The sequence below is a fragment of the Butyrivibrio sp. WCE2006 genome (assembly GCF_000701985.1).
In the GTDB taxonomy this organism is placed as follows: domain Bacteria; phylum Bacillota; class Clostridia; order Lachnospirales; family Lachnospiraceae; genus Butyrivibrio.
In genome coordinates this window covers 1-23,859 of record NZ_JNKH01000041.1, presented here as the reverse complement: position 1 = coordinate 23,859, position 23,859 = coordinate 1, and the positions used below count along the sequence as shown (strand labels likewise).

The following is a 23,859-nucleotide window of genomic DNA, read 5'->3' as shown; positions in this document are numbered from 1 at the left end:
GAGTTTATTATGAGTAAAATAATCGGAAAAGAGCTTAAGAATATTCCATGGCAGGAATGTCCTGAAAATGAGAAGGGACCTGTATGGAGATATTCAGAAAACCCGATAATAGGCAGGAATGAAATTCCTACTTCAAACAGTATATTTAACAGCGCTGCAGTGCCTTTTGAGGATGGTTTTGCGGGAGTGTTCAGATGCGATTCACTGGCTATAAGCATGGATATTTTCGCCGGATTCAGTAAGGACGGCATCCACTGGGAGATAAATCACGAGCCGATCCAGTTTGTCTGCGAGGACGGTGAAATAGCTAAGAGACAGTACAGATATGACCCAAGAGTTGTATTCATTGAGGACAGATATTATGTAACATGGTGCAACGGCTATCACGGACCTACTATCGGAATCGCCTATACATACGATTTCAAGACATTTGTTCAGCTTGAAAATGCATTCCTTCCTTATAACAGAAACGGAGTTCTTTTCCCAAGAAAAATAAATGGCAAATATGCAATGCTCAGCAGACCTTCTGATACCGGACACACACCTTTCGGAGATATTTTCTACAGCCAGAGTCCCGATCTTGAATACTGGGGACATCATAGATATGTAATGGGAACCTTTGGCGGCGACGCATCTGCATGGCAGTCAACAAAAATCGGTCCCGGACCTGTTCCGATTGAGACTGATGAAGGATGGCTTCTGATTTATCATGGTGTGCTTAATACATGTAACGGTTTTGTATATCGCATGGGTTGTGCAATTCTTGATAAGGATGAGCCATGGAAGGTTAAGTACAGATCAAAGTACTATATTCTTGCACCAAGAGAAATTTATGAACTTACGGGTGATGTACCAAACGTAGTATTCCCCTGTGCAGCACTTAGCGATGCAGCTACAGGAAGAATAGCTATTTACTATGGCTGTGCAGATACCGTGACAGGACTTGCATTTACAACTGTTGACAGACTTGTTAACTGGGCAAAAGAGAATAACCTGGAAGTTTAATTTATAGAATGATGTACTGATTGAATTGTTATAAAGATAAAGGATGCAAGAGATTACATTACACTTAAGTTTGTAGGAATATACGAGGTGATGGAATGAGCTATATAAGAGATGATAAAAAAGAAAAAGAAATAATAGCAGCAGTAAGAAAACTTTCAGATGAGCTTGGCGAAAAAATAAGGGAAAAAGGCGCAGATGACAGACTCTGTGAAATGTTTAAAAAATGTTTTGTAAATACTGCTGAAACAACGATGCAGTGTCTGGATGACAAAAAGGTGTTCCTTATCACAGGAGACATTGAGGCTATGTGGCTTAGGGACAGTAGTGCTCAGGTATGTCACTATGCACCATTTATGATGGAGGACGGTTGTGAACCTATAAAGGATCTTGTAAAGGGAGTCATCAAGAAACAGTTTGAACAGATATGCATAGACCCTTATGCGAATGCGTTTAATACAGAGGCGAATGGAAGATGCTGGGCTAAGGACAGAACTGATGACAATCCATGGGATTGGGAGAGGAAGTATGAGCTTGATTCTCTGTGCTATCCTGTTCGCCTTTTGAATCAATATCTTGAAATCACAGAGGATGAAAGTATTCTTGACGAAGAGGTAAAAAGAGGACTTGCGAAGATTCTGGAAGTTATGGAAACTGAACAGAATCATACAGAGAAGTCGGCGTACTTTTTTGAAAGAGATAACTGTCCGCCCTCAGATACACTTACAAATGGCGGAAAAGGAGAACCTGTTGCAACATGCGGACTTATATGGTCAGGGTTCAGACCAAGTGATGACGCATGCAAGTATGGATATCTTATTCCTTCAAATTTTTTTGCCAGGGAAGTACTCACTTACATGGAAAAGATTGCAGATAGAATAAGTGATGAAAACATGAAAAAGGCAGCGGTAACAATCAGAGAAAAGCTTGAAGCTGCAATTAAGGAACATGCATTTATTACAAATGAAAATGGTGAAACCATATATGTATATGAAACTGATGGGCAGGGAAATGTAAACAGGATGGATGATGCAAATGTTCCAAGCCTTTTATCGATTCCATGGATAACAGATATAGATAGAAAAGATCCTGTATATTTGCGCACCAGAGCAGATGTGCTTAGCAGCAATAATCCATATTTCTATGAAGGTAAGGCTGCAAAAGGTATAGGATCACCACATACACCGAAGGATTTTATATGGCATATAGCTCTTTCAATGCAGGGGCTTACCAGTGCAGATGAGAATGAGAGGAAAGAACTTCTTTCCATGTTGACTTCTACAGATGCAGGAACACTTTATATGCACGAAGGCTTCCATAAAGATGATCCATCCAAGTATACAAGGGACTGGTTTGCCTGGTCCAATTCATTGTTTGCACTTTTTGTGCTGGATTATTATGGACTGTGCAATTAAGTTATTTTAGATAATGAGAAATGAGGAATATCATGAGCGATAACGAAAATAAAGAAGTAGTAGAAAACGGCGTCCATAACTACAGCACTGAGGAAAGCTATGTCTGGCCTGAAGACGAGAAAGTAAAGGAAAAACTTGAGTGGTTCAGAGATCAGAAATTTGCACTGATGATGCATTGGGGACCCTATTCACAGATAGGTGTTGTGGAATCATGGGCTTTATCTGACGAGGATGGAGACTGGTCAAGGACAGAAATTGACTGGGCAGACGGAGAAGAATTTAAAAAGCAGTACTTTGATCTTAATAAGACTTTTAATCCAATAAGATTTGTTCCAAAGGATTGGGCAAAGGCAGCAAAAGAAGCAGGGTTTAAGTATTTCATTTTCACGACGAAGCACCATGATGGTTTCTGCATGTGGGACACAGCTTACACAGATTATAAAATTACGGGAAAAGACTGTCCCTTTAACACAAATAAAAGAGCAGATATTTTAAAGCATCTTTTCAATGAAATGAGAAATGAGGGAATAGGAATTACAGCATATTTTTCAAAAGCCGACTGGCACTGTCCGGATTATTGGTGCACCGGCTACGAAAAGGGAGATAAGACCTGGAGAGGCCCGTCCTATGACATTGAAAAGCATCCTGAAAAGTGGGAAAGCTTTGAAAAGTATACCCATAATCAGGTTAAAGAGCTTGCCGATAATTACGGACCAATAGATGCATTTTGGTTCGATGCAGGCTGGGTATGCGAAAAAGAAGGAGAAAATATTCATCTTGGAAATCTTATGGACGAAATAAGGAAGAGCCATCCCGGAGTGCTTAGCGTAGACAGAACTGTTGGCGGAAAATATGAAAACTATGTTACTCCGGAGCAGTGTGTTCCTGATGAACCTCTAAATATTCCATGGGAGAGTTGCATAACCATGGGCACATCCTTTTCATTCAAATATGAAGATAAATATAAGAGTGACAGAGAAATCATAACTCTTCTTACAAATATCGTTGCAAAGGGTGGAAATCTTGCACTTAATGTAGGACCGCAGCCTGACGGACGTATTCCTGAAGGCGCTCTTAAGGCCATGAAAAACATAGGAAAATGGCTTTCAAAATATGGAGAAGCTATATATGGCACAAGAGTTTGTGCGCCTTACAAGAAAGAAGACGTATGCTTTACCCAAAAAGCAAAAGAGAAAAAGGTATATGCAATAAAGCAGTATCCGGATGAAAACATGGAAGTTAAGAGAGATATTTTCATTCCATATGAAGGAAAGGTCGCTAAGGTTAAGGATCTGTACTCAGGAAATGAAGTGAGATTTGAGAATGTTCCCGGTGGCTTAAACGTACATGTTAATGAGGTGGAAGAGGCTGCCATAGCACAGGTTTTTGAATTATCACTTTAAAGAGTAGGACTTTCTGAAGAGATTTGGGAAGTAATAACGACAATCAGGCGGAGAGAACCAGATGATTAACAATAATCTTGCAATTAAGATTAAAGATGAATTTGAAAAAAGAAAAGAATTACTTGGTTAAAAGAAGGACGAAATATCAGAAAAAATTGCCGGGGAAGATGAGTTTACAAAAACACTCATTATGTATATGTATGCAGCTCTTCCGCTGAGTGACCTTGGGGGATACGATTATGAGCTGTTTAAAAAATATGCAGAGCGATTGGGGAGGTACAACTAATGAAAATAATCAGGGCAAAAGATTACAATGATATGTCCAGAAAGGCTGCCAACATAATATCTGCACAGGTTATTATGAAACCGGGAGCAGTACTTGGACTTGCAACAGGGGCTACACCTATTGGAACATACAAACAGCTTATTGATTGGTACAATAAAGGGGACATTGATTTTTCGGAAGTAACTACAATAAACCTTGATGAATACAGGGGACTTCCAAAGACTCATAATCAGAGTTATTGGTATTTCATGCATGAGAATTTTTTCAATCATGTAAATATTCCGGAGGTTAACATTCATGTACCGGATGGAAGCAACCTTAACAGTGAAGAGGTTTGCAAAGAATATGAGGAGATTATAAAAAGAGCAGGTGGAATAGATTTACAGCTCCTTGGAATCGGAACAGACGGGCATATAGGTTTCAACGAACCTGGTGAGGCGTTTGAACTTCTGACACACTGCGTTGATCTGAACCAGAGTACTATCGATTCAAACCAGAAATTTTTCGGAGAGGAAGAAATGCCCAGACAGGCATATACTATGGGTGTTAAATCGATAATGCAGGCCAGGAAGGTGCTGATGGTTGTAAACGGTGAAGGTAAGGCTGATATAGTGAAAAAAGCATTATTTGGAAGAGTGACTCCTGAAATTCCTGCGTCAATTCTGCAGATGCACCCTGATTTTACAATAATCGGTGATGAAGCGGCGTTTTCCAAGATTTGACAATTTGAGGATCAAAGCGTAATTACACTGAATAATGCATTGAGGAGGCAGGATGAAAATATCAGGTGCTTTAGTATATACCAAAGATCATATATTTGAAGAGAAGGATATTTTTACGAAGGATCAGAGGATTTCAGAGACATCAGGCGATGAGACAGAGCTTGATGCAAAGGGGCTTTTGGCAATTCCGGGACTTGTGGATATCCATTTTCACGGAGCAGTGGGACATGACTTCTGCGACGGAGATAAGAAGGGGCTTGAGGAGATTGCAGAGTACGAAGCCCAAAATGGAGTACTTGCGATATGCCCTGCAACCATGACCTTTCCTGAGGAAGTTTTAAGTAATGTGGCTTTAAATGCCAAAAGTTATAAAGAAGGGATTGAAAGCGACAGAACTACACCGGATAACATTAAGAGGGCTGATCTTGTAGGCATAAACATGGAAGGGCCGTTTATCAGTCCCGATAAGATAGGAGCCCAGAATCCTGATTATCTGCAGCTCCCTGATATAGATATGTTTAGAAGACTGCAGGAAAAAAGCGGAGATTTATTTAAGCTGGTAGACATAGCTCCTGAGCTTCCGGGAAGTATGGAGTTTATCAAAGAACATTCAAGTGATGTTAAGATTTCACTGGCACATACCTGTAGCGATTATGACACGGCAATTAAATCCTTCCAAAATGGAGCCGGTCATATGACACATCTTTTTAATGCAATGCCTGGTTTAAATCATAGGAATCCCGGTCCAATAGCTGCTGCTATCGAATGCAAAGCAGAGGCTGAACTTATCGCTGACGGTATTCATGTACATCCTGCAATGGTAAGGTTTGCCTTCAATGCATTTCCTGAGGATAAGATGATTCTAATCTCAGATTCCATGGAGGCAACAGGCCTTCCAGACGGAGAGTATCAGCTTGGCGGGCAAAAGGTTACTGTGATTGGAAATAAGGCAGTTTTAACAGATAAGCCCGATGTTATTGCAGGGTCAGTTACAAATCTTTTTGATTGTATGAAGAATGCTGTGAAAAACATGGGAATTTCTCTTGAAACGGCTGTCAGGGCAGCTTCTGAGAATCCTGCAAAATCAATTGGGATAGATGCAGATTACGGAAGCATTGAGCCTGGAAAATATGCAAATATCATTCTGATGGATAAGGATTTTAATATTAAACATATAGTAAACAGAGGACAACTGTTATAATCCTGAAATTATAAAAGGAATAATACAGAATCCAAATGATATTCTGTAAAAGTATAGTGAAAATGCTCCCTAATCCAAACGGGTTAAGGAGCATTTTTTTAAATCGATACTACTTCCTGCTTAACTATGGAAAGAAGAGCTTTATCCAGTTCTTCATCGGTGTCACAGCAATTTGGAAGATAAGTACAGTTCTCAATAGGGGCATTCAATATTTTTTTCGCCCAGGTGCATGCAAGGGCATAGCGTCCATACAGGTAATGCATATGGAATCCGTCGCGGCATATGGATTTTCCACCCCTGGCTACATCGAATTCAGGATGCTTTCTGATATTCTGAATGACATCTCCGCAGGGGATAAGCGGAATATTATATTTATCTGCTATCGTATGATAATTTGCTCTGGAACGTCTGTACATCTCAAGCTGATCGCGATTGTAACGGATAAAACAACCGTGATCGCTATCGATTTCATAAGCCCAGGTCTGCTGCATACATATCTGAGCGCCAGGGACCTCTTTCTTTATATAGTCAAACATAAGTCCTGCGAAAGGCTCGTATGTATCGAGCCAGCCACTGTCGTGGCTGGATTGCTGAGTTACAATATAATCCCATGGTTTACTATGAAGAATATCCTGTATACTTACATATCTGTCTGTAACTACGCCGTTTTCCTGATACTGATATGCATGTTCATTTTTCTCTATATTCTCCCAATGACGCTCAAGGGGGCATCCTCCTATATACAGATTTACTACATGAACAGGGATGTCCATGCTCTTGCAAACATCATAAAGATACGCTGTTGCATCACGGGAAAAACTGTTGCCAATTGCCAGAATGTAAGTAGTTTTCATAATGTCTCTCCATCAAATTAAAGTATTATTGTCATTATTCAGATAAGCTTAATGGCAGAACCTTCTGTAATACCATTTTCATTAAAAGAATCGACTCTTACATAATAAGATTTATTCTTAATAAGCGCACCTATTTTCTGTTCATTGCCATAGGTGATACAGCTATGATACAGCTTATCCGGTGATGTTCCCCAGAGTATTGTATGCCCTGTTGCATCATCTTCATTAATTGTAACAATCATGTCAAGGTCACTTATTCTCTTTACGTTAAAGGATGAGGCTGCAGGAGCTTGTCCATTACCTATTCCAAAGACTCTTAAGCCTGAAATACATGGATTCTGGTCGTAGGGAACTTCAACTATGGTGAGCTTTATAAATCTAATATTCAGCCCTTCATTAAAAACTATAAAATCATGGGGGAGATCAGTTTCTGCGTCTGACTTGTCTTTCAAAATTACCCATGAAGTACCGTCAGTTGATCCTTCCAGAATCCATCTGGTTCTCAAGCTGCGTTCTTCTATATATCTTCCACTTTTATCAAAATCTCCCGGAACAGGGGCTGATAGTTTGTCATCTGCGAAATTAATCTGAACCGCATGTACAGTATGGGAACCCTGAAGGTCTATACAGATCCATTCGCCCTGTTTAGAGGATGATGCCTGCCACCATGTGCGAGAGTTTTCATCAACTGCATTTGAAGGGGGATTATTTCCTTTAGTGGAAGATGCAGTTACATTTTTGTTATAGCTTAGCAGATACCAGCATGGGGGAGCCCAGGGATCAGGATTTTCTGAAGATACCTCTCTTGGCCAGTCTGCATACCTTTGATTACAGAATAATTCTCCGTCCTTATCAAATCCGGCAGGCCATAGTCCAACCCTTCGTTCAAATGTGTGGTTTATGCTTATTCTCATGGTGGATGTATGCCAGAAATTACCATACGAATCTTCCAGAGTAGAACCGTGGCCTGCTCCTGTCATAAATCCACCCGGATTATAGGAAAAAGGATTATTGTCTGCAGGCTCAAATGGACCAAGGGGACTGTCTGACACATAAACTCCGTCTGCATAAACATTGAATTCAGCGCCGGGACATGCATACTGTAGATAGTATTTTCCATTATGCTTTGTCATCCAGGCACCCTCTATATATGGACGATTACTAAACATATTTGTGACAGAGAGAAGCCTTTTTCTGGTTTCGTCAGTGTCAGGTATATCATTTTCTTTAATGTATTTAAGGTATAGCTTTTCGATTTCTTCATCAGTTCTTGGCATAATACTGTGATCATCACCGATGCGTTCATATCCTTTAACTAAGGCATCTCCAAATATCAAAGCCTTTTTTTCATGAAGAGGTAGAAGAGTATCCGGATCAAGCTCTGCACCCCATATGGGATCTGTATTGGTGCATCCCCAGAAAAAATAAATTCGCCCGTCATCATCGACGAAAAGGTTTGGATCCCAGAAAGCAAAAGTTCCATCTATTTTCTCATAGGGGCCTTCTTCTATATTCTTTGTGCGGTAATAATCACAGTTATCGCCAAAACGTGATGCACAATAATAAACGTATTCGCCAATAACGCGCACATCCGGGGCATAGTCATAAAGGGGAAGATTGTCGGGAAGACGATGACTTTCCCAGGTAACAAGGTCATCTGAAGACCATACACTTAATTGCATGGATGCAAACAGATAATATCTGCCATTAAACATAATAAGTGAAGGATCAGCGGCTTCTCTGTTTAAGGTAACTCCCAAACCATCAGAAGTCTTATTGAACTGATAGCGGTAATCCACGTTAATGGGATTGCAATAGTATTTTGGAGATAATGAAGTTGAATTTTCTTTCTTGGTATTCATAAAGTATTCCTTTCCTGAATGTACTGATTATTTGAGTAAGAGTATAGACTCAATACAGGTAAAAGAGGAAACGTTTCCTCTTTTTGGACAATGATAATGCAGTATAAGATTGTTGTCAATTAGGTTTGGTTTGTGAAAAATCAACAGAAATCATAATGAAAAATTAGCAATATATCTGATGTTGACAAAGACAGATGCAGTGTTATAATTTGACACATCCAATAATTCATTCGGAGCAAACCGGAGGAGTTAGCGGAATTTTTTATGACAATAAAGGGAAACGTTTCCATTTATTAAAGGAGGATAATCAATGAATAGTAAATTCAAAAAAGCTGCAAAGGAGATCAGGAAAAACTGGGTTCTTTTTTTGATGATCGCACCTGCACTTCTGTATTTTTTCATCTTCTGTTATCTGACGATGCCGGGGGCCTATGTAGCTTTTGTAAACTACAATCCAAATAAAGGAATATTCGGGAGTCCTTTTGTTGGATTGAAGAATTTTTCATTTCTTGTGAGAAATGGAGATTTGTTCAGGCTTACAAAAAATACGCTTCTGTATAATTTGGTCTTTTTAGTTTTGGGGCATGCAATACAGGTAGTTTTGGCAATTATGATCTCAGAGATTGGGAATAAGCTTTATAAAAAATTCTCTCAATCGGTAATACTTCTTCCTAATTTCATTTCATACATCATAGTCGGTGTTTTTGCTTACAGCTTTTTTAATACTGATTACGGATTCATAAACAATATGCTTTCTAAAGCCGGAATGGAAGAAATAGCGTTCTATTCAACGCCATGGATTTGGAAATATATCATTACTTTTTTCTATATATGGAAAACAACCGGATATGGAATGATCGTATATCTTGCGACAATAACCGGGATAAGTACAGAGATATATGAGGCTGCTTATGTAGATGGAGCCAATAAGATTCAGAGGATAATACATATCACACTGCCTCTGCTGAAACAGACATTTATACTGCTTGTTTTATTTGGACTTGGAGGACTTTTAAGAGGTTCATTTGATCTGTTTTACAACCTTATCGGGAATAATTCTCTTTTATTTCCGCAGACAGATATTATTGATACTTATGTGTACAGAGGACTTTTGGGATCGTTTAATTTCTCTTCAAGTGCTGCCGTCGGGCTTTATCAGTCAGTATTTGGACTTGTGCTGGTACTTATAGTTAATGCGATTGTAAAAAAGGTCCAGCCTGAGAGCGCTTTGTTTTGAGAAAATAATTGGCAATTAATTCATGGGAAGGTTTTAGTATGAACGGAAAAAGAAATTCTTCAATAAAGATGGGCAGGAGTAATACCGCTCTATCGGTTGTGTGCTATGTGATTACAGGTATGTTTACGGTGATGTGTATATTTCCTTTTATTTTAGTTGTTACTTCGTCACTTATGACTGAGAAAGAGATACTTTCTGAAGGGTACAAACTGGTTCCTGACAGATGGACTTTTGCAGCCTATGAGTATCTATTTACCAAATCCTCTGATCTTATAAACGCATATGGTACGACCATTTTTATTACGCTTGTAGGTACACTTTCAGGGCTTTTGATTATGTCAATGGCAGGATATGTACTCAATAGAAAAGATTTTGCAATAAGGGAGAAGCTTTCATTTTTTATATATTTTACTACGTTGTTTAGCGGAGGACTGATACCGACATATATTTTATATGTACGATATCTTGGACTTAAAGATAATCTGCTCGCAATAATTCTTCCATGTATGGTAAGTGCATGGTCAATTTTCCTAATGAGAAATTTCATGAAATCCATACCGGATGAACTGTATGAATCAGCAATGATAGATGGTGCGGGTAATTTCACTATATACAGGAAAATATTTATGCCACTGGCGGGCCCAAGTCTGGCAACTATAGGCCTGTTTCTGGCTCTTGGATATTGGAATGAATGGTATAATGCAAGTCTTTATATCGAGACCTCTTCTAAATATCCTCTGCAGTATTTTCTTCAGAGAATGCTGAATCAGGCAGCTTCAGTAGATAAGCTTTCAAATTCAGGACATGCAATTGACGTTGTTGCACCGACACAATCGGTAAAAATGGCAGCTGCCGTACTTACTACAGGACCAATAATCCTTCTATATCCCTTTTTACAGAGATACTTTGTAAGTGGAATCACAATAGGCTCAGTAAAGGGATAAGGGTTTTGGAATATAAAATATAACATGTATTTTAAGGAGGTTATTTATGAAAGGGAGAAGATTTATTAGCAGTTTATTGGCAGGGGCAGTAATGGCAACCACCTTTTTATCAGGGTGTGGGCAGAATTCTGATGCGTTGGATCAGGCTGCAAAAGCGTCTGCAGCAGTTACTAAGGACAATTCAGATGAAGAATATGGTGATGTGGATCTTTCTGAGCATGTAACACTTACAATGTATCTGTACGGGTCTGAGTCTGTGGCAGGTCCGCAGGTCATGGAAAAACTAAATGAGAAACTGACTGAGGATATGAATACTTCTCTGGAGATCAAGTATATTGACTGGGGAGATATAGCCACAAAATATCCCTTGCTATGGGCATCAGGCGAATATTTTGATATGGCATATGCGTCACAGGAGGCACCGGTTACTTTTAATACTCTGGCTACGCAAGGTTCACTATATGATTTGACAGATTTATTGGACAAATATGCACCTGTATTAAAGGAAAAAGAGGAAAGCGCAGGAAATATGGATGGAATCACAATAAATGGTTCCGTATATGGCATTTCAAGCCTTTCTCAAGGGTTCAATACTTATGGTTTTGTTTACAATAAAGCTTATTGTGATGAATGGGGAATAGATTACGTTACAGATCTTGCAAGCATGGAAGCATATTGTGATGCTTCAGTTGCTCATGGCATGTATCCGCTTAATTCAAATGCAGAACTTAGCGTATTACTTTATCGTATGCTTGTTGCTGAGACAGGAAAATGGGTTGATGCTCCCGGAATACCGATCAATCAGATGTATCTTGTAGCTGATTATGATGATTATGAGAATATTATTCATCCTGCATTTACAGAAGAATTCGAAAAATATGTGAAGCTGATGGATGAATGGGAAAAGAGAGGATACTGGCCTTCGGATATTCTTTCATCCACCACAGGCGGAAAAGATCAGTATAAGAATGGACAGACAACGGCGTACATAGCTCACATGCCTGACTGGACCGGCAGCTATGGCAGTGTGCACGGTGACCTTGAGAACCAGGATATTGACGCCTGGCATCCGGCAGAAGATAATAATAAGGTAATGGTAACCAATCCGTCACAGGATCTTACCGTAATCAATGCGAACTCTAAGTATCCGGAGAGATGCATGATGCTCATTGAAAAGCTAATGACAGATGAGTCTTATTATGATCTTTTCCAGTATGGTATAGAGGGTGTGCAGTTTGAAAACAAAGAGGGTTACCTGGAGAGACCTGAAGCTTATAACGATGAAACAGATGGATTTGGCCTGGCAGCATGGGCTTTTGGTAATTCCGATTTCACTCTTAAGCAGCATTCAGAGCATCCGGCAAGATATGAACTCAAAGGAAAATGGATGCAGAATCATATTAAAAATCCTTATGATGGTTTTGGGTATGATTCAGGGAATGTAAGTGCTGAGCTATCTGCTGTTGCGAATGTCAATGCTGAATTAGGGAATCAGCTGATGCTTGGAAAGACTGATGATGTTGATTCTGCACTTGAACAATATAGAAGTCAGCTTAAATCTGCAGGAATAGATGATATAATTGAAGATGTAAAGACACAACTTTCAACATATATTGCTTCAAAATAAGAAATGAATCCTATGTAACTTAGCTTTAAACAGCTGGTAAATAGAAAGAAAACAAAGGAAATAATTATTGTGACTGTTGGCATTAAAGAAATAGCAAAGTTATCAGGTGTGGGTATAGGTACAGTATCCCGTGTTATTAATAACACGGGGTACGTAAGTGATAAGACTCGGAAGAAGGTCCTTGATGTAATTGAGGAATATGGCTATGTTCCAAACGAAAGTGCAAGAAATCTTAAACTTACTAAATCTGATAACATTGGGGTATTTGTAAAAAGTATTGCCAATCCCTTTTTTTCAAAAATGATCGATGAACTGTATAGTGCAATGGAATCCAGAGGATATAAGCTTTTTGTCCGTTATGTTCCGGTTGGTGAAAATGAACTTGAGGTAATGATAAGCGAGTCCGTAAGAAACAATCTTTGCGGTGCTATACTTTTCGGGGTAGAGGAGAAGACCAGATATAAAGACAATAAGTTTGCTCAATTAGGTGCGCCTTGTGTTGTATTGACAGCGGATTTGCCGGAAGTAAACGATACAATTTATTCCAGCGTGAAAATAAATGATGAGAAGGAAGCCTATAAAGGGACGAAATACCTTATCGAAATGGGACATACAAGGATTGGTGTTTTCTATAATCCAGTTAAAGACACTCCGGATTATTTTAGATTTCAAGGCTATAGGAAGGCATTGGAAGAAAGTGGGATTCCTTATGATGAGAATCTTGTCGGAAGGATAAGCGTTAATTCGGGTGTAGGATACCGAGGTGCATTTCTTGCAATGAAACAGCTTATGCAGGTAAATCCTGACATGACTGCACTATTTGCATTTTCTGATATTTATGCAGTAGGAGCAGCCAAAGCAGTTGAAATGCTTGGAAAGAAAATACCTGATAATATATCCATAATAGGTTTTGATGGGATAGAAGCTACGGAATATTATTCTCCGGCAATTGATACGATATATCAGCCGGTAAAAGAAATGGCAGAGACAACCATTTCGCTTTTACATAGTATGATCAATGGTGAACAAGGGCAGCATATTGAATATGAAGCTGCAATTATCAAACGCGACTCAGTTAGAAGAATTACAAAATAATATGACTTTTTGTGGGCAAAAGCGGAAATCGCCCGCAAAAATCCTGCCTTCGGCAGGACACGCCCCTCGCTTCGCGAGGACCTGGTCCAATACGATTCCCGTTTTTCTGAGGAAAAACAGGAATCTATGACTTTAGCAGAGGAGGTTTCTATGCTTATAAAAGTCTCGGAAGGCACGGTAATTATCAGAGAAGGTGAAAACAATATGGATATGTATAAAATAGTATCCGGTCATGTCGAACTGTATTCAAAATATGGGACGAAGGATGAATCACTTCTGGGTATAAAGTCAAAAGATGATTATTTTGGAGAAATGGGTCTTTTTACAGGGGGAAAACCTGCGGTCTATACTGTTGTTGCTTACTCGGATTTGCTGCTTATGAGAATTACAAGTGCAGATGTCGATGAATTTATCGTCAATAATCATGTGGATGTATTCAAAATATTACAAAATATGGCTTCTACAATGTATAGCCTTCAGTATGGGATGAACATGATCATGAAGGATATGGAAGCTAAAAATTACGCTAATAATGCTCATTTAAAGGAATTTAGCGGATTTTACAGCAAAGTATTCGCAAAATATAATGTCGGTCCCGATAAAATGAAGGATCCGGGTTCAAAGCGCAAATAGATTATTTCCTGATTAAGAAAAGCTCCACCTGGCATAAAAGATTGCCGGATGGAGCTTGTTTTATTCTGCTATAGGGATAAGAGAATTGGTAAAGTCATCTGTTCCTTCGGTAGAGCGAATATGCTTCGTGTCAAATGAAGCATTGTAAGGTTCATAGCCCTCAATTTCGAAAAGTGTATCATCTGTCGCAGGAATAAATTCCATTTCTTTTGTTGTCTTATTGTAATATTGATGGCATAGGTTGAAGTATTTTTCAGTGTCTTTTTTCAGCATGGCAGCGAATTCTTCGTCCTCCTCAAATTCATTGTCATCCCAGGTAACATCGGTTTCGTACCACCTATTATTTATTTTTACAGCATTCCATGCATGATCAGGCTGATCTTTCTCAGAGGAAGGAATTGTGTTGGCGCTTCCTGTAATGTAAGCACAGGGAATACCGGACTTTTGTAGCAGATATTCAAAGGCAAAGGCATAACCACTGCAAACTGCGTGGTTTGTTCTTCCGGCAGAGTCAGCCACAAGTGCGCCATATGCGGTATTTCCCAGATCCCACTGATAGTCATCCTTATCCATTGATTCAAGTATTTCGGAGTCATATGTGACAGTATCCAGGAGCTTATCGTGAATCGCCAGTTCAATTTCTTCATCAGATGCGGTGATATCTATATCTTTAAGAAAATCGTCAGCTGCCTGTTCAAGTTTTTTTACCATAGGATCTTCGTCTGTAGCGGTATCTTTCATATTGAATATATAGGTTATGTAATCATTTTTCTCTACGGTATAGCATTCAACCATAGAAGGATCAATGAGAAGGTAGAAGTATTCCGGGTGGTCATAGCACATGGCATAAAAGACATTCCATAAATAATCGTCGCCAAGCTCTGTGTTTTTTGTTTCAGATATAGAGACTGCGCTTTCATATTTTTCAATATTTTTATTCTCTACGAGATCAAGGAACATATTATATACGCATTTATCGGCATCGTTCAGAGATGAATATAACACGTAAATATCTTCTCTTTTGGAGGGAACATCAGGGGTATCATAGACAAAGTATTTTCCGGTGATCTCTGAACGAATTGATGCAGGGACAATACTGTCATCATCTTCAATAAACAGGACATATATAGCGATTATTAACACAATAAAAATAAGTGTTTTAAAGGGAAATCCTTTTTTGTGTTTTTTAGATGATTTTCTATCCTCAGATAAGTAGGAGGTATTTTCATTATGATTTATAGTTTGCATTCTTGTAAATCTCCGTCTTTTAGCTATTCCAAATATTATACGACGATTTTATGAATCAGGATAATAAAAAACAAATATTAGATTTTTTTTTATTTAATAATTTGTTATCGTTATTCGAACACAAAAAAAGCAGGATAATGATAATGTATATAGTAGGATTTGGGTTTTATTCAATATTGGAGGGACAAAATGAAGAATGAAGTCAAGAAAGAAATTATAATGTGGTAATGGATAATTGTACCGTGGATGACAAGGAAAGTGTAAGTGGAGCTATCATTACGATGGCTGACATAAATAATTCTGTTGATATAAAGAATCTTTATGATAAAGCAATGATAAAACAGACAGAGCTTGAGAAGAAGATAAACGGTGATTCAAGCCTTGATCAGCAGACTCTTAATTCTCTTTCATATGAAAAGTTCTATCTATGGGATGCACTTATAAATAAGATCTGGTCATATCTGGGTAATACCCTTGATGAGGAGGAGATGACCAAGCTCACGGAAGAGCAGCGTAAATGGATCTATGATAAACAGGCTGCAGCTCAGGATGATGCCATAGAGAATAAAGGTTGACAACTTGGTCTATTTAGAGTAAACTCAGAATATGAAGTCTACACAGAATAGACCAAGGAGGTAAATATGGCAGTTGAATTAGGGGAAGTTCAGATGCAGTTTGCCAGGCTTATATGGGAGAAGGAGCCTGTTGGTTCGGGAGAGCTTGTAAAGCTTTGCACCGATGAATTCGGGTGGAAGAAATCTACCACCTACACAGTTCTTAAGAAACTCTGCGAGAAGGGTTTATTTCAAAATGAGGATGGAGTTGTCTCATCCAAAATCTCACAGGAAGAATTTTATACGAGAAAGAGCGAGGAGTTTGTAGAGGAAACATTTGGGGGATCCTTACCTGCTTTTCTTGCAGCTTTCACTTCTCGTCAGAAGCTCTCAAAAAAGGAGCTTGATGAGATTAGGGAAATCATTGATAAGGCGAAGGATTAAATGCTTGCTTTTGTTGGGATATGGTGCAGGAAAATAAATGAATTACAGAAATAGGTGCTTTCACAGTACCTGGATTACTTGAAAATTGGAGGGAAATGTATGGGGACAGTTTTTATTAAAATTCTTGAGATGAGCATAACAGCCTCATTTCTCATGATAGCAGTTATTCTTTTGAGGTTTCCTTTAAAGAAGGCACCTAAGTGGTTTATGGGTGTGCTTTGGGCTATTGTAGCATTAAAGCTCATCATGCCTTTTCAGGTTGAATCACAGTTTGGGATTTTCCCGGATGTGAATGGGGCAGTAGAATCTCTTTTGCTTGGAGATAACAAAGATGAAGAAGTGCCTGAGGTTACTTATCATGACTACACTCCGGCTTCTGAAGTGGGAGCTGCGTCTATAGGTGGCGATAATATGATAGTGCCTTCTGATGCAGAGTATGACTATCTGCCAGATGAACAGATCATAGCCACCAGCGCAAATAGTGGAGCGCTGGAGGTTTTGTCTGTAAGAAGTGAAATTCTTGCATGGCTTTGGATGGTATGGATTATCGGCGTTTTTGCAGTGGCTTTATATGCAGTTGTGAGCTTTATTTCAATTAAAAAAGATATAAATGTTTCTATTAAACTTGGTAAGAACAATGAGTGTGGGGATGGTGCAAAAGCAGCAGGGAAAGCACATGATGATGTTTTCGTGTGTGATGCTATAGATACTCCCTTTATTCTTGGATTTATAAAGCCTGCAATTTATCTGCCTTCAGGTCTTGATGAGGAGACTGTCGGTAATGTGCTTTTACATGAGAGAGCGCATATTGCAAGGTATGACCACATTAGAAAGCTTATAGGCTTTATTCTTCTTGGAATTCACTGGTTTAATCCTCTTGTGTGGATTTCCTTTACACTGTTTTGTAAGGACATTGAACTTGCCTGCGACGAGCGCGTGATAAAGAATATGTCACTTGAAGAGAAGAAGTCCTATGCTACATCACTCTTAAATTGCAGTACACATAGAAGATATGCCATCACATATTCACTTGCTTTTGGAGAGGTGGGAGTAAAAACAAGAATTATACAGATATTCAATTATAGAAAGCCTTCCTTCTGGCTTATCACAATGTTGATCGCGGTAAGCGTTGCTCTCTATGGATGCTTCTTTACAAGTGCTTCTGGTGGAAATGAAAAGAGTGATGATTACTCTGAAAGAGCGGCGTATGATGAACTGCTTTCTAACTGGATTAATGACTTCGAAGACAGGAATGCGGATGCAATTGTTTCTTATTCAAATGAGAAGGCAATGCAGAATCTGATGGACGAGGAGCTTTTGTTTTTTGATGCGGATGGATCCATATCCTTTGGATATTCAAGCCCATGGCCCAGTATGTTTGGAAGTGAGGAAATTCCCAATAAAACAATAATCGATACAGATGATTATAATAAGGCAGAGGTGCACTACTATGCTGCAGATTCAGAGCCTCACGTATATGTATGGCAGGAGACTTTGGAATTTGCCAAGGACAGAGAAGGTGTAGTAATGGTGGACTCCGAGGAGATGAACTTCTGCGAAAATATCGAATCAGTAAAGGATTTTAACAAAGCTTATTGCGAGCATCCTGAGGATTTCAATGCTGTTAATTACACTAAGAACGGCCTTGGTGAAATCCTTAACGGAATCGCAAAGCAGGATACAAACGGATACTACAGTAAGTTGTTTGATCCCAGTGCTTCTGCAAGATATCTTCTCAACCTTTCAGATGATGAAACAAAAGTTAAGATTGAGCTTCAAGAGGAGACAGAACAAGGAGTTGTCATTAATCTGCTTTTCCCTGATGGTGCTTTCTATGAAAGCTACGTCATGGTTCAACCTTGGGGCAGTGATGGCATCTATGTTCCTGTAATTACCGGTGGTTATGATTTAGGAGAGGAAGATGAACTTGAAAACCACCCTGTAGAAGATGATACTGATGGATTTATCAACCTGCCTTATGTGGAAGGCTCAGATGATACTGATAATAATGATGTAACAGAGCATATTATAGAACCTGAAGAACATGATGCTATGGATCCTTGAGCATGAAAATGGCTCAGGGTCCGATATATTCTCCAATCAAGTAGATGGTGATAGAATATACATTGGCTATCATTACATAACCATAAAAATTTTTGGAGGGAGAGGAACTACATCATGTTTTGGGACAAAATATCACCACTCTATGATCTATTTGAGAATGTATATAATTACAAGGTTTACTCTGGTACAGGAAAAAGAGTAGCAGAGTTTATTGATGAAAATGATGAAGTGCTTGAATGTGCCTGCGGTACTGGGGCAATAAGCCAGTATATAGCAGAAAAATGTAAGAGCCTTGTGGCAACAGATTTTTCAGAGGGAATGCTCAAGCAGGCAGCCAGAAAGTGCAGCCTTTATCGGAACATCAGCTTCAAGAAGGCTGACATTACAAACATTAAGTGCAAAGATGGAAGGTTCGACAAGGTTGTAGCTGGGAATGTAATTCATCTTTTGCCGGATCCGGGTAAAGCTCTTGCTGAGCTTGAACGTGTAGTAAAGCCTGGTGGAAAAATAATCATTCCAACCTATATAAATAAGTCGAAGAATTCTGCAGGAATTGCAGTGAAGTTTGTAGAAATTCTGGGAGCTGAATTCAAACAGCAATTTGACTTCAATTCCTACAAGGCATTCTTTGAGGATATGGGATATTCAGACGTAGAATATCATATCGTCGATGGAAGAATGCCCTGCGCAATAGCTGTAATCACAAAGAAATAATGAAATCACAGATTGTCCTCACCCCACTTCTTTAATTGCAAAAGAATTGGGATGAGGCTTTTTGTTTTATCAGTGAGATTGTACTCAACACGTACAGGCATCTCGTCATACTGTTTTCTTTCAACGAGGCCATCTGCATCAAGCTCTTTAAGTGAAGGTGCAAGCATGGTGTTGGTAATTCCGCTGACAGTGCGGCTAAGCTCGCCGTATCTAACAACCTCTTTATTGTCGATGACACAGAGAATCATAATCTTCCATTTGCCTCCGACAATATCAAGGACCTTCTTAAGGCCGCATCCTTTTCCTGCAATTTCTTCACATAATGGTTCTTTTTTCGCTATTTTACTCATGGTATGGTTTTCCTTACTATGTTTGGAACTATGGTATTTCAGACCTATATGGTATTCTCAGGTGCTGGAACATTAAGAAAAGCCGTCATGCATTGTTTTTTTGTGGCAGTGCATCATCTTTTTTTCTATAATTAAGGGGGAGGATTCTTAAATATCACAATCGAAAATATGCTTGCGCGCCAGAGTGATATGGAAGGAGCAACATCATTTACGTCACTGAGGCTGACGTTCCAAGAATGGAGAAGAATGGAATTAATAGAATATCCGGTCACCTATGGGATAATCGGAATAAATGTCATAGTTTTCATACTTTTAAATATTAAAGTACTTAGTATTCAAAGCGTTGGATCTTCTTATATAAATACACTACAAGAGAGACAATATTACAGAATCATATCAAGTGCGTTTTCGCAGAAGGACTTTCTGCATCTTGTCTGCAATATGTACTCCCTATACAACATAGGGCAGGCTTTGGAGTATGCGCTAAAGCCCGGGCTATATGCAATCTGTTATTTTCTCATCATGATTTTGGGTGGAACAGTTTCGGCAAGAATTCACAAAAAGAATTCGCCATTTACCTTTAGTATTGGCGCTTCAGGTGTAATATGCGGACTTCTTGGCATATATATGGTGATCGTTGTTTCCATGAGGGGGATTGCGTCATTAAAAGCCATGATTCCAACAATAGTTTTGCTAGTGATTATGACAACCTCAAAAAAGATAGATTCTATTGGGCATTTTTCCGGACTAATAACAGGATTGATCGCAGGCTTTGTAATAGTTAATATCTACAGATTTGGGTAAGGATTAAAAAGGGGATATGTTATGAGTATGATAAAAAGCGAAGACAGAGCAGTTTTTTATGTAAACCTTGTACTGGTGGTACTTGAAATTTTAGCATTTATCCACGATATTTATGTCTTCCGGTTTGGACTTTTTACATGGTATACAGTTGACAGCAATGTAATGCAGATGGTTGTTTCAGGGTTTGTTATTTACTATGTTGTGAAGGGAAGAACATTTCCAAAGCTTCTTACCGTAGCTCATTTCATAAGTGCAGTGGCGCTCACGGTCACATTTTTGATAGCGGCTTTTGTTTTAGCTCCCGAGGGAGGAGTCGCATATTACTTTTTTAATGACGTTGCACCAATCAACCATTTTATCGGACCTCTATTGTCAGTAATCTCTCTTCTTTTTTTAGAAAAGTCAGAGAAGCTACCATTTTTCACAATAATCTGGCCGGCGGCAGCAAGTCTTCTTTATGGAGTGATTGCCCTTGTGCTGAATGCTGCACGGATAATGGACGGACCATATTTCTTTTTGAAGGTATATGAGCAGCCTGCAGTTACTATTATCACATGGTTTGCGATAATCGCTGTGCTATGTTTTGCGCTTGCTTTTTTGTATTATAAGGTTAAGTGGAGGAACAAAGAATATGTATGACTTTGACTGTCTAACAGACAGAAATACCCCTGATGACATTAAATATACGAAAATAGACGGAATAGATGATCTGATTCCCATGTGGGTTGCGGATATGGATTTTAAATGTCCACCTGAGGTATCAGACGAATTGGTTCGTGTCGCCTCCACCGGATTATATGGCTATTCGGAGGCAGATGACGCATACGATGAAGCTGTAATAAACTGGTTTGGTAAGCGTTTTGATTGGAGTATAACAAGTGATCAGATACTCAAACTCCCGGGAGTTGTGCTTGCAATCTCTTACGCTGTCCGAGTGCTTACTGATCCTGATGACCATGTTATGATTTTCGAGCCGGTGTACGGACCTTTTAGGCGTTGCGTTGAGGGTAACGGCAGAAAGCTCACAATAGAGTCCCTTAAAAATAACGACGGTCATTACGAAGTGGATTTTGAGGATATGGAAAAAAGGATCATTGAGGATAAGGTCAGAATCCTCGTATGGTGTTCACCTCACAATCCGGGAGGACGTGTCTGGACTAAAGAAGAGCTTCAAAAGGTATCAGAAATCTGCAAAAGTCATAATGTTTTCATTGTAAGTGACGAAATCCACTCTGACCTCATTTTATATGGAAACAGTCATATTCCTATGGCAAAAATTGCCGGCGATAACTGCGTGGTACTTACTGCTCCCACAAAAACCTTCAATATAGCAGGGATTCAGGCTGCTAATATAATATCTTCAAACAAAGAAATACTCAGAAAAATTAAAAGAGAGGCCTATGTAACCGGCGCCTTCGGGCTTAACAAGATGGGAATTGCTGCCACAAAAGCAGCCTATAACTATGGTGAGAAATGGCTTACAGAGCTTCTTTCATATATAGAAGGCAATATGGAGCTTCTTCGAAAAGAACTGGAAGGCACAAAGCTTGTCATGATGAAGCCTGAGGGAACTTATCTTGCATGGATAGATTGTTCCGCTTATGAGGACTTTGCTAATAAGCTACTCAAAGAGGCACATATACGTGTCTCAGAAGGAACTGACTTTGGTAAGGGAGGAGAGGGCTTTATAAGACTTAATGTTGCCTGTCCTAGAAGCGTTCTTGCAGAAGCGCTTGAACGCATAAAAACAATAATGTGATACAGGATGCAATTATACATTGATCTTTTATAGGTCAAATGACAGACTATCATAAGAAAGCTGCGATTCTTTTTATCTTACATTCGTGTTCCTATATCATCGTCAGACAATTTTATTCCGGTAGTTCCGATTTGCTCTACGACATAAGAAGCAACAGCATTTCCATATTTGCAACAAGTATGAATATCTGATCCTTTGAGTAGTCCATATGTGAACCCTGCTACAAAACTGTCACCGGCACCTGTAGTATCAATGGCTGATACTTTAAAGGAAGGGACATTTTTGGTCACTTTTCCATCGCTGTAAACACAGCCGGCACTTCCACACTTGATAACAACATTTTTGGCTCCATGAGCGCGAAAAATATCAATATTTTTATAAATGTCACTTTCTCCTGTGAGAAGCGCTGCCTCTTTTTCATTAGGTACGATATAGTCTATATATTCCAGGAGCTCTGCTATGTCTCGGATATTTTCTCCCTTTTTTGCAGTTGTCATATCACATATAAGGACTCTGCTGGGCTTTTCTTTGATTTTGGAAAACACTTTTCTCATTTCCTTTATCCCAAGTTCATGTGATACAAACATGCTGGCAAAGCAGACAATATCTGCAAATTCATCGGCGTGAGGTAAAATATGCTCTACTGACAACCGTCTTAAGCTGCTCCTGGGATTAGTTATGAAGAACCGCTCTCCGGATGCATCATTTAGAACGATATTCATTCCGGTTGTCATGCCATCGCATACAGTTATTTTATCTGTATTTATGCCGCTGCTCTTTAGGTAGTTCAGTATCCTTTTACCGTTTTCATCGTCACCGACAACAGATACCAGTTCACTATCTACGCCAAGAGATGAAAGCATTACAGCTTCATTCAGAGCATCCCCGCCGTATGTTACTGCCATATTTTCTACAGGCACAGAGCCTGCTTCAAATAAATTACTTGAAACAGGCCCTGCATGTACATCTGTTATTGCTGCCCCAATAATTGTAACTTTTTTCTCCACCATCTTCCCTCGTTTTTTACATTTTTGGCATATCACTATGAAGCTTTGATGCTAACATTTCCACAAGTCCGTCTGTCTGTGTGGGGAATGCCCAGATTGTTCCCATAATAATCTCCATAGTCATACGTCCATATATTATCATTGTAATAATATAAATCATTTCTCTGGCCAGATCACCATAAATCTCTGCTCCGACCAGATAATTATCCATATCCAGTATAATAGTAATTTCTGCATCTGTCTCATTTCTAAACTCGAATGCAAGTAATTTTCCAAACTCTACTTTGTCTATATGATATTTATCAGGCTCCTTAAGTGCCTGATTTACCGTAATTCCGGCTGCAGCACTAGGCAGTGTAAATACTACATTTGGAGCCAATGCTAACAACCCAGTTGTGTTTTGATACTTATAACGGATTGTTTCAATAGTTGATATGACTTATTATAATATGAGCTAATCTATGGTTGTAAAATAGGCTATTTTGTTTTTATGATGTATCAGCGAGAAAACTCCTTCCGACATAGTCGGTGGGGGATGAATCGCTGACCCTCAGCGCTTTACTTTGCTGTATCGCCCGGTTTTTTCATATTTTCTTTTGTGGTCATCCGTGCGCTGGCTTTCTATATATTTTTT

General features: G+C 39.1%; 23 protein-coding genes. 17 read left to right on the top strand and 6 right to left on the bottom strand.

Translation table 11 applies throughout. The annotated features are described in order from the left end of the window. Positions 1-9: 9 nt before the first annotated feature. The 5 genes from T501_RS16830 to nagA all read left to right on the top strand — a co-directional run bounded on the left by T501_RS16830 (position 10) and on the right by nagA (position 6,029). Positions 10-1,005: a glycoside hydrolase family 130 protein gene (locus T501_RS16830; protein WP_026511627.1), complete on the top strand. Its 996-nt coding sequence runs from the start codon at positions 10-12 to the stop codon at positions 1,003-1,005. 95 nt (positions 1,006-1,100) lie between these two features. Continuing rightward, positions 1,101-2,417, top strand: a complete 1,317-nt coding sequence (locus T501_RS16825) for a glycoside hydrolase family 125 protein (RefSeq protein ID WP_044916339.1) — start codon at positions 1,101-1,103, stop codon at positions 2,415-2,417. Between the two features lie 32 nt (positions 2,418-2,449). Then, entirely contained in the window at positions 2,450-3,820 is a 1,371-nt protein-coding gene (locus tag T501_RS16820) for an alpha-L-fucosidase (RefSeq protein ID WP_044916337.1), read from the top strand. A gap of 285 nt (positions 3,821-4,105) precedes the next feature. Beyond that, positions 4,106-4,828, top strand: coding sequence for a glucosamine-6-phosphate deaminase (gene nagB, locus T501_RS16815; protein ID WP_026511623.1), 723 nt, complete (start codon positions 4,106-4,108; stop codon positions 4,826-4,828). Positions 4,829-4,880: 52 nt separating this feature from the next. Then, a complete protein-coding gene (gene nagA, locus T501_RS16810; protein ID WP_044916334.1) occupies positions 4,881-6,029 on the top strand; it encodes an N-acetylglucosamine-6-phosphate deacetylase in 1,149 nt (382 codons plus the stop codon). A gap of 98 nt (positions 6,030-6,127) precedes the next feature. Here the strand turns inward: nagA and T501_RS16805 are convergent, their stop codons facing one another. Beyond that, a complete protein-coding gene (locus T501_RS16805; RefSeq protein ID WP_044916333.1) occupies positions 6,128-6,883 on the bottom strand; it encodes a DUF4886 domain-containing protein in 756 nt (251 codons plus the stop codon). A gap of 38 nt (positions 6,884-6,921) precedes the next feature. Further along, positions 6,922-8,745: a family 43 glycosylhydrolase gene (locus T501_RS16800; RefSeq protein ID WP_044916330.1), complete on the bottom strand. Its 1,824-nt coding sequence runs from the start codon at positions 8,743-8,745 to the stop codon at positions 6,922-6,924. 310 nt (positions 8,746-9,055) lie between these two features. Between T501_RS16800 and T501_RS16795 the strand changes: the two genes are divergently transcribed. The 5 genes from T501_RS16795 to T501_RS16775 all read left to right on the top strand — a co-directional run bounded on the left by T501_RS16795 (position 9,056) and on the right by T501_RS16775 (position 14,281). Then, positions 9,056-9,982, top strand: coding sequence for an ABC transporter permease (locus tag T501_RS16795; RefSeq protein WP_026511619.1), 927 nt, complete (start codon positions 9,056-9,058; stop codon positions 9,980-9,982). Between the two features lie 38 nt (positions 9,983-10,020). Beyond that, positions 10,021-10,926: a carbohydrate ABC transporter permease gene (locus T501_RS16790; protein ID WP_026511618.1), complete on the top strand. Its 906-nt coding sequence runs from the start codon at positions 10,021-10,023 to the stop codon at positions 10,924-10,926. 46 nt (positions 10,927-10,972) lie between these two features. Continuing rightward, on the top strand, positions 10,973-12,553 hold the full coding sequence (locus tag T501_RS16785; RefSeq protein WP_044916328.1) for an ABC transporter substrate-binding protein: 1,581 nt from the start codon (positions 10,973-10,975) through the stop codon (positions 12,551-12,553). Positions 12,554-12,622: 69 nt separating this feature from the next. After that, positions 12,623-13,648: a LacI family DNA-binding transcriptional regulator gene (locus tag T501_RS16780; RefSeq protein WP_044916327.1), complete on the top strand. Its 1,026-nt coding sequence runs from the start codon at positions 12,623-12,625 to the stop codon at positions 13,646-13,648. Positions 13,649-13,798: 150 nt separating this feature from the next. Next, positions 13,799-14,281, top strand: coding sequence for a cyclic nucleotide-binding domain-containing protein (locus T501_RS16775; RefSeq protein ID WP_026511615.1), 483 nt, complete (start codon positions 13,799-13,801; stop codon positions 14,279-14,281). 60 nt (positions 14,282-14,341) lie between these two features. Here the strand turns inward: T501_RS16775 and T501_RS16770 are convergent, their stop codons facing one another. Continuing rightward, entirely contained in the window at positions 14,342-15,529 is a 1,188-nt protein-coding gene (locus tag T501_RS16770; protein WP_044916322.1) for a transglutaminase domain-containing protein, read from the bottom strand. Between the two features lie 227 nt (positions 15,530-15,756). Here T501_RS16770 and T501_RS16765 point away from each other — a divergent pair, with 227 nt between their 5' ends. From T501_RS16765 to T501_RS16750, 4 genes are all read left to right on the top strand, one after another. Continuing rightward, positions 15,757-16,104 (top strand): lysozyme inhibitor LprI family protein, encoded by a 348-nt coding sequence (locus tag T501_RS16765; protein ID WP_044916319.1) that lies wholly within the window; start codon positions 15,757-15,759, stop codon positions 16,102-16,104. A 66-nt stretch (positions 16,105-16,170) separates the two neighbouring features. Then, positions 16,171-16,527 carry a BlaI/MecI/CopY family transcriptional regulator gene (locus T501_RS16760; protein ID WP_026511612.1) on the top strand — a complete coding sequence of 119 codons (357 nt, stop codon included), beginning with the start codon at positions 16,171-16,173 and terminating at the stop codon, positions 16,525-16,527. Positions 16,528-16,626: 99 nt separating this feature from the next. Beyond that, positions 16,627-18,591, top strand: a complete 1,965-nt coding sequence (locus tag T501_RS20465) for a M56 family metallopeptidase (RefSeq protein ID WP_050008368.1) — start codon at positions 16,627-16,629, stop codon at positions 18,589-18,591. Between the two features lie 114 nt (positions 18,592-18,705). Beyond that, complete coding sequence (locus tag T501_RS16750) at positions 18,706-19,305, top strand: class I SAM-dependent methyltransferase (RefSeq protein WP_026511611.1); 600 nt, start codon at positions 18,706-18,708, stop codon at positions 19,303-19,305. Positions 19,306-19,310: 5 nt separating this feature from the next. On the opposite strand, the gene T501_RS16745 is transcribed toward T501_RS16750, so the two are convergent. After that, positions 19,311-19,655, bottom strand: a complete 345-nt coding sequence (locus tag T501_RS16745; protein WP_044916317.1) for a winged helix-turn-helix transcriptional regulator — start codon at positions 19,653-19,655, stop codon at positions 19,311-19,313. A 246-nt stretch (positions 19,656-19,901) separates the two neighbouring features. Here T501_RS16745 and T501_RS16740 point away from each other — a divergent pair, with 246 nt between their 5' ends. Genes T501_RS16740 through T501_RS16730 form a run of 3 tightly spaced genes read left to right on the top strand, consistent with a single transcriptional unit; the run spans position 19,902 to position 22,218 of the window. Beyond that, the gene (locus T501_RS16740) at positions 19,902-20,459 is read left to right on the top strand and encodes a rhomboid family intramembrane serine protease (RefSeq protein WP_197027981.1); all 558 of its coding nucleotides are present in this window, start codon (positions 19,902-19,904) and stop codon (positions 20,457-20,459) included. Between the two features lie 21 nt (positions 20,460-20,480). Continuing rightward, the gene (locus T501_RS16735) at positions 20,481-21,098 is read left to right on the top strand and encodes a hypothetical protein (RefSeq protein ID WP_044916314.1); all 618 of its coding nucleotides are present in this window, start codon (positions 20,481-20,483) and stop codon (positions 21,096-21,098) included. Next, positions 21,091-22,218, top strand: a complete 1,128-nt coding sequence (locus T501_RS16730) for a MalY/PatB family protein (RefSeq protein WP_044916312.1) — start codon at positions 21,091-21,093, stop codon at positions 22,216-22,218. Before T501_RS16735 ends, T501_RS16730 begins: the two co-directional genes overlap by 8 nt. 77 nt (positions 22,219-22,295) lie before the next feature. On the opposite strand, the gene T501_RS16725 is transcribed toward T501_RS16730, so the two are convergent. Next, positions 22,296-23,228 (bottom strand): carbohydrate kinase family protein, encoded by a 933-nt coding sequence (locus T501_RS16725; protein ID WP_026512074.1) that lies wholly within the window; start codon positions 23,226-23,228, stop codon positions 22,296-22,298. Positions 23,229-23,241: 13 nt separating this feature from the next. Next, the gene (locus T501_RS16720) at positions 23,242-23,604 is read right to left on the bottom strand and encodes a hypothetical protein (RefSeq protein ID WP_026512075.1); all 363 of its coding nucleotides are present in this window, start codon (positions 23,602-23,604) and stop codon (positions 23,242-23,244) included. Positions 23,605-23,859 lie beyond the last annotated feature (255 nt).

What these genes read in the sequence shown, in the direction of transcription:
- T501_RS16725 (WP_026512074.1), bottom strand. Translation starts at nt 23,228, where the DNA reads ATGGTGGAGAAAAAAGTTACAATTATTGGGGCAGCAATAACAGATGTA.
- T501_RS16745 (WP_044916317.1), bottom strand. Translation starts at nt 19,655, where the DNA reads ATGAGTAAAATAGCGAAAAAAGAACCATTATGTGAAGAAATTGCAGGA.
- T501_RS16825 (WP_044916339.1), top strand. Translation starts at nt 1,101, where the DNA reads ATGAGCTATATAAGAGATGATAAAAAAGAAAAAGAAATAATAGCAGCA.
- T501_RS16820 (WP_044916337.1), top strand. Translation starts at nt 2,450, where the DNA reads ATGAGCGATAACGAAAATAAAGAAGTAGTAGAAAACGGCGTCCATAAC.
- T501_RS16795 (WP_026511619.1), top strand. Translation starts at nt 9,056, where the DNA reads ATGAATAGTAAATTCAAAAAAGCTGCAAAGGAGATCAGGAAAAACTGG.
- T501_RS16750 (WP_026511611.1), top strand. Translation starts at nt 18,706, where the DNA reads ATGTTTTGGGACAAAATATCACCACTCTATGATCTATTTGAGAATGTA.
- T501_RS16805 (WP_044916333.1), bottom strand. Translation starts at nt 6,883, where the DNA reads ATGAAAACTACTTACATTCTGGCAATTGGCAACAGTTTTTCCCGTGAT.
- T501_RS16730 (WP_044916312.1), top strand. Translation starts at nt 21,091, where the DNA reads ATGTATGACTTTGACTGTCTAACAGACAGAAATACCCCTGATGACATT.
- T501_RS16770 (WP_044916322.1), bottom strand. Translation starts at nt 15,529, where the DNA reads ATGCAAACTATAAATCATAATGAAAATACCTCCTACTTATCTGAGGAT.
- T501_RS16790 (WP_026511618.1), top strand. Translation starts at nt 10,021, where the DNA reads ATGAACGGAAAAAGAAATTCTTCAATAAAGATGGGCAGGAGTAATACC.
- nagA (WP_044916334.1), top strand. Translation starts at nt 4,881, where the DNA reads ATGAAAATATCAGGTGCTTTAGTATATACCAAAGATCATATATTTGAA.
- T501_RS16765 (WP_044916319.1), top strand. Translation starts at nt 15,757, where the DNA reads ATGGATAATTGTACCGTGGATGACAAGGAAAGTGTAAGTGGAGCTATC.
- T501_RS16800 (WP_044916330.1), bottom strand. Translation starts at nt 8,745, where the DNA reads ATGAATACCAAGAAAGAAAATTCAACTTCATTATCTCCAAAATACTAT.
- T501_RS20465 (WP_050008368.1), top strand. Translation starts at nt 16,627, where the DNA reads ATGGGGACAGTTTTTATTAAAATTCTTGAGATGAGCATAACAGCCTCA.
- nagB (WP_026511623.1), top strand. Translation starts at nt 4,106, where the DNA reads ATGAAAATAATCAGGGCAAAAGATTACAATGATATGTCCAGAAAGGCT.
- T501_RS16740 (WP_197027981.1), top strand. Translation starts at nt 19,902, where the DNA reads ATGGAATTAATAGAATATCCGGTCACCTATGGGATAATCGGAATAAAT.
- T501_RS16775 (WP_026511615.1), top strand. Translation starts at nt 13,799, where the DNA reads ATGCTTATAAAAGTCTCGGAAGGCACGGTAATTATCAGAGAAGGTGAA.
- T501_RS16830 (WP_026511627.1), top strand. Translation starts at nt 10, where the DNA reads ATGAGTAAAATAATCGGAAAAGAGCTTAAGAATATTCCATGGCAGGAA.
- T501_RS16760 (WP_026511612.1), top strand. Translation starts at nt 16,171, where the DNA reads ATGGCAGTTGAATTAGGGGAAGTTCAGATGCAGTTTGCCAGGCTTATA.
- T501_RS16785 (WP_044916328.1), top strand. Translation starts at nt 10,973, where the DNA reads ATGAAAGGGAGAAGATTTATTAGCAGTTTATTGGCAGGGGCAGTAATG.
- T501_RS16735 (WP_044916314.1), top strand. Translation starts at nt 20,481, where the DNA reads ATGAGTATGATAAAAAGCGAAGACAGAGCAGTTTTTTATGTAAACCTT.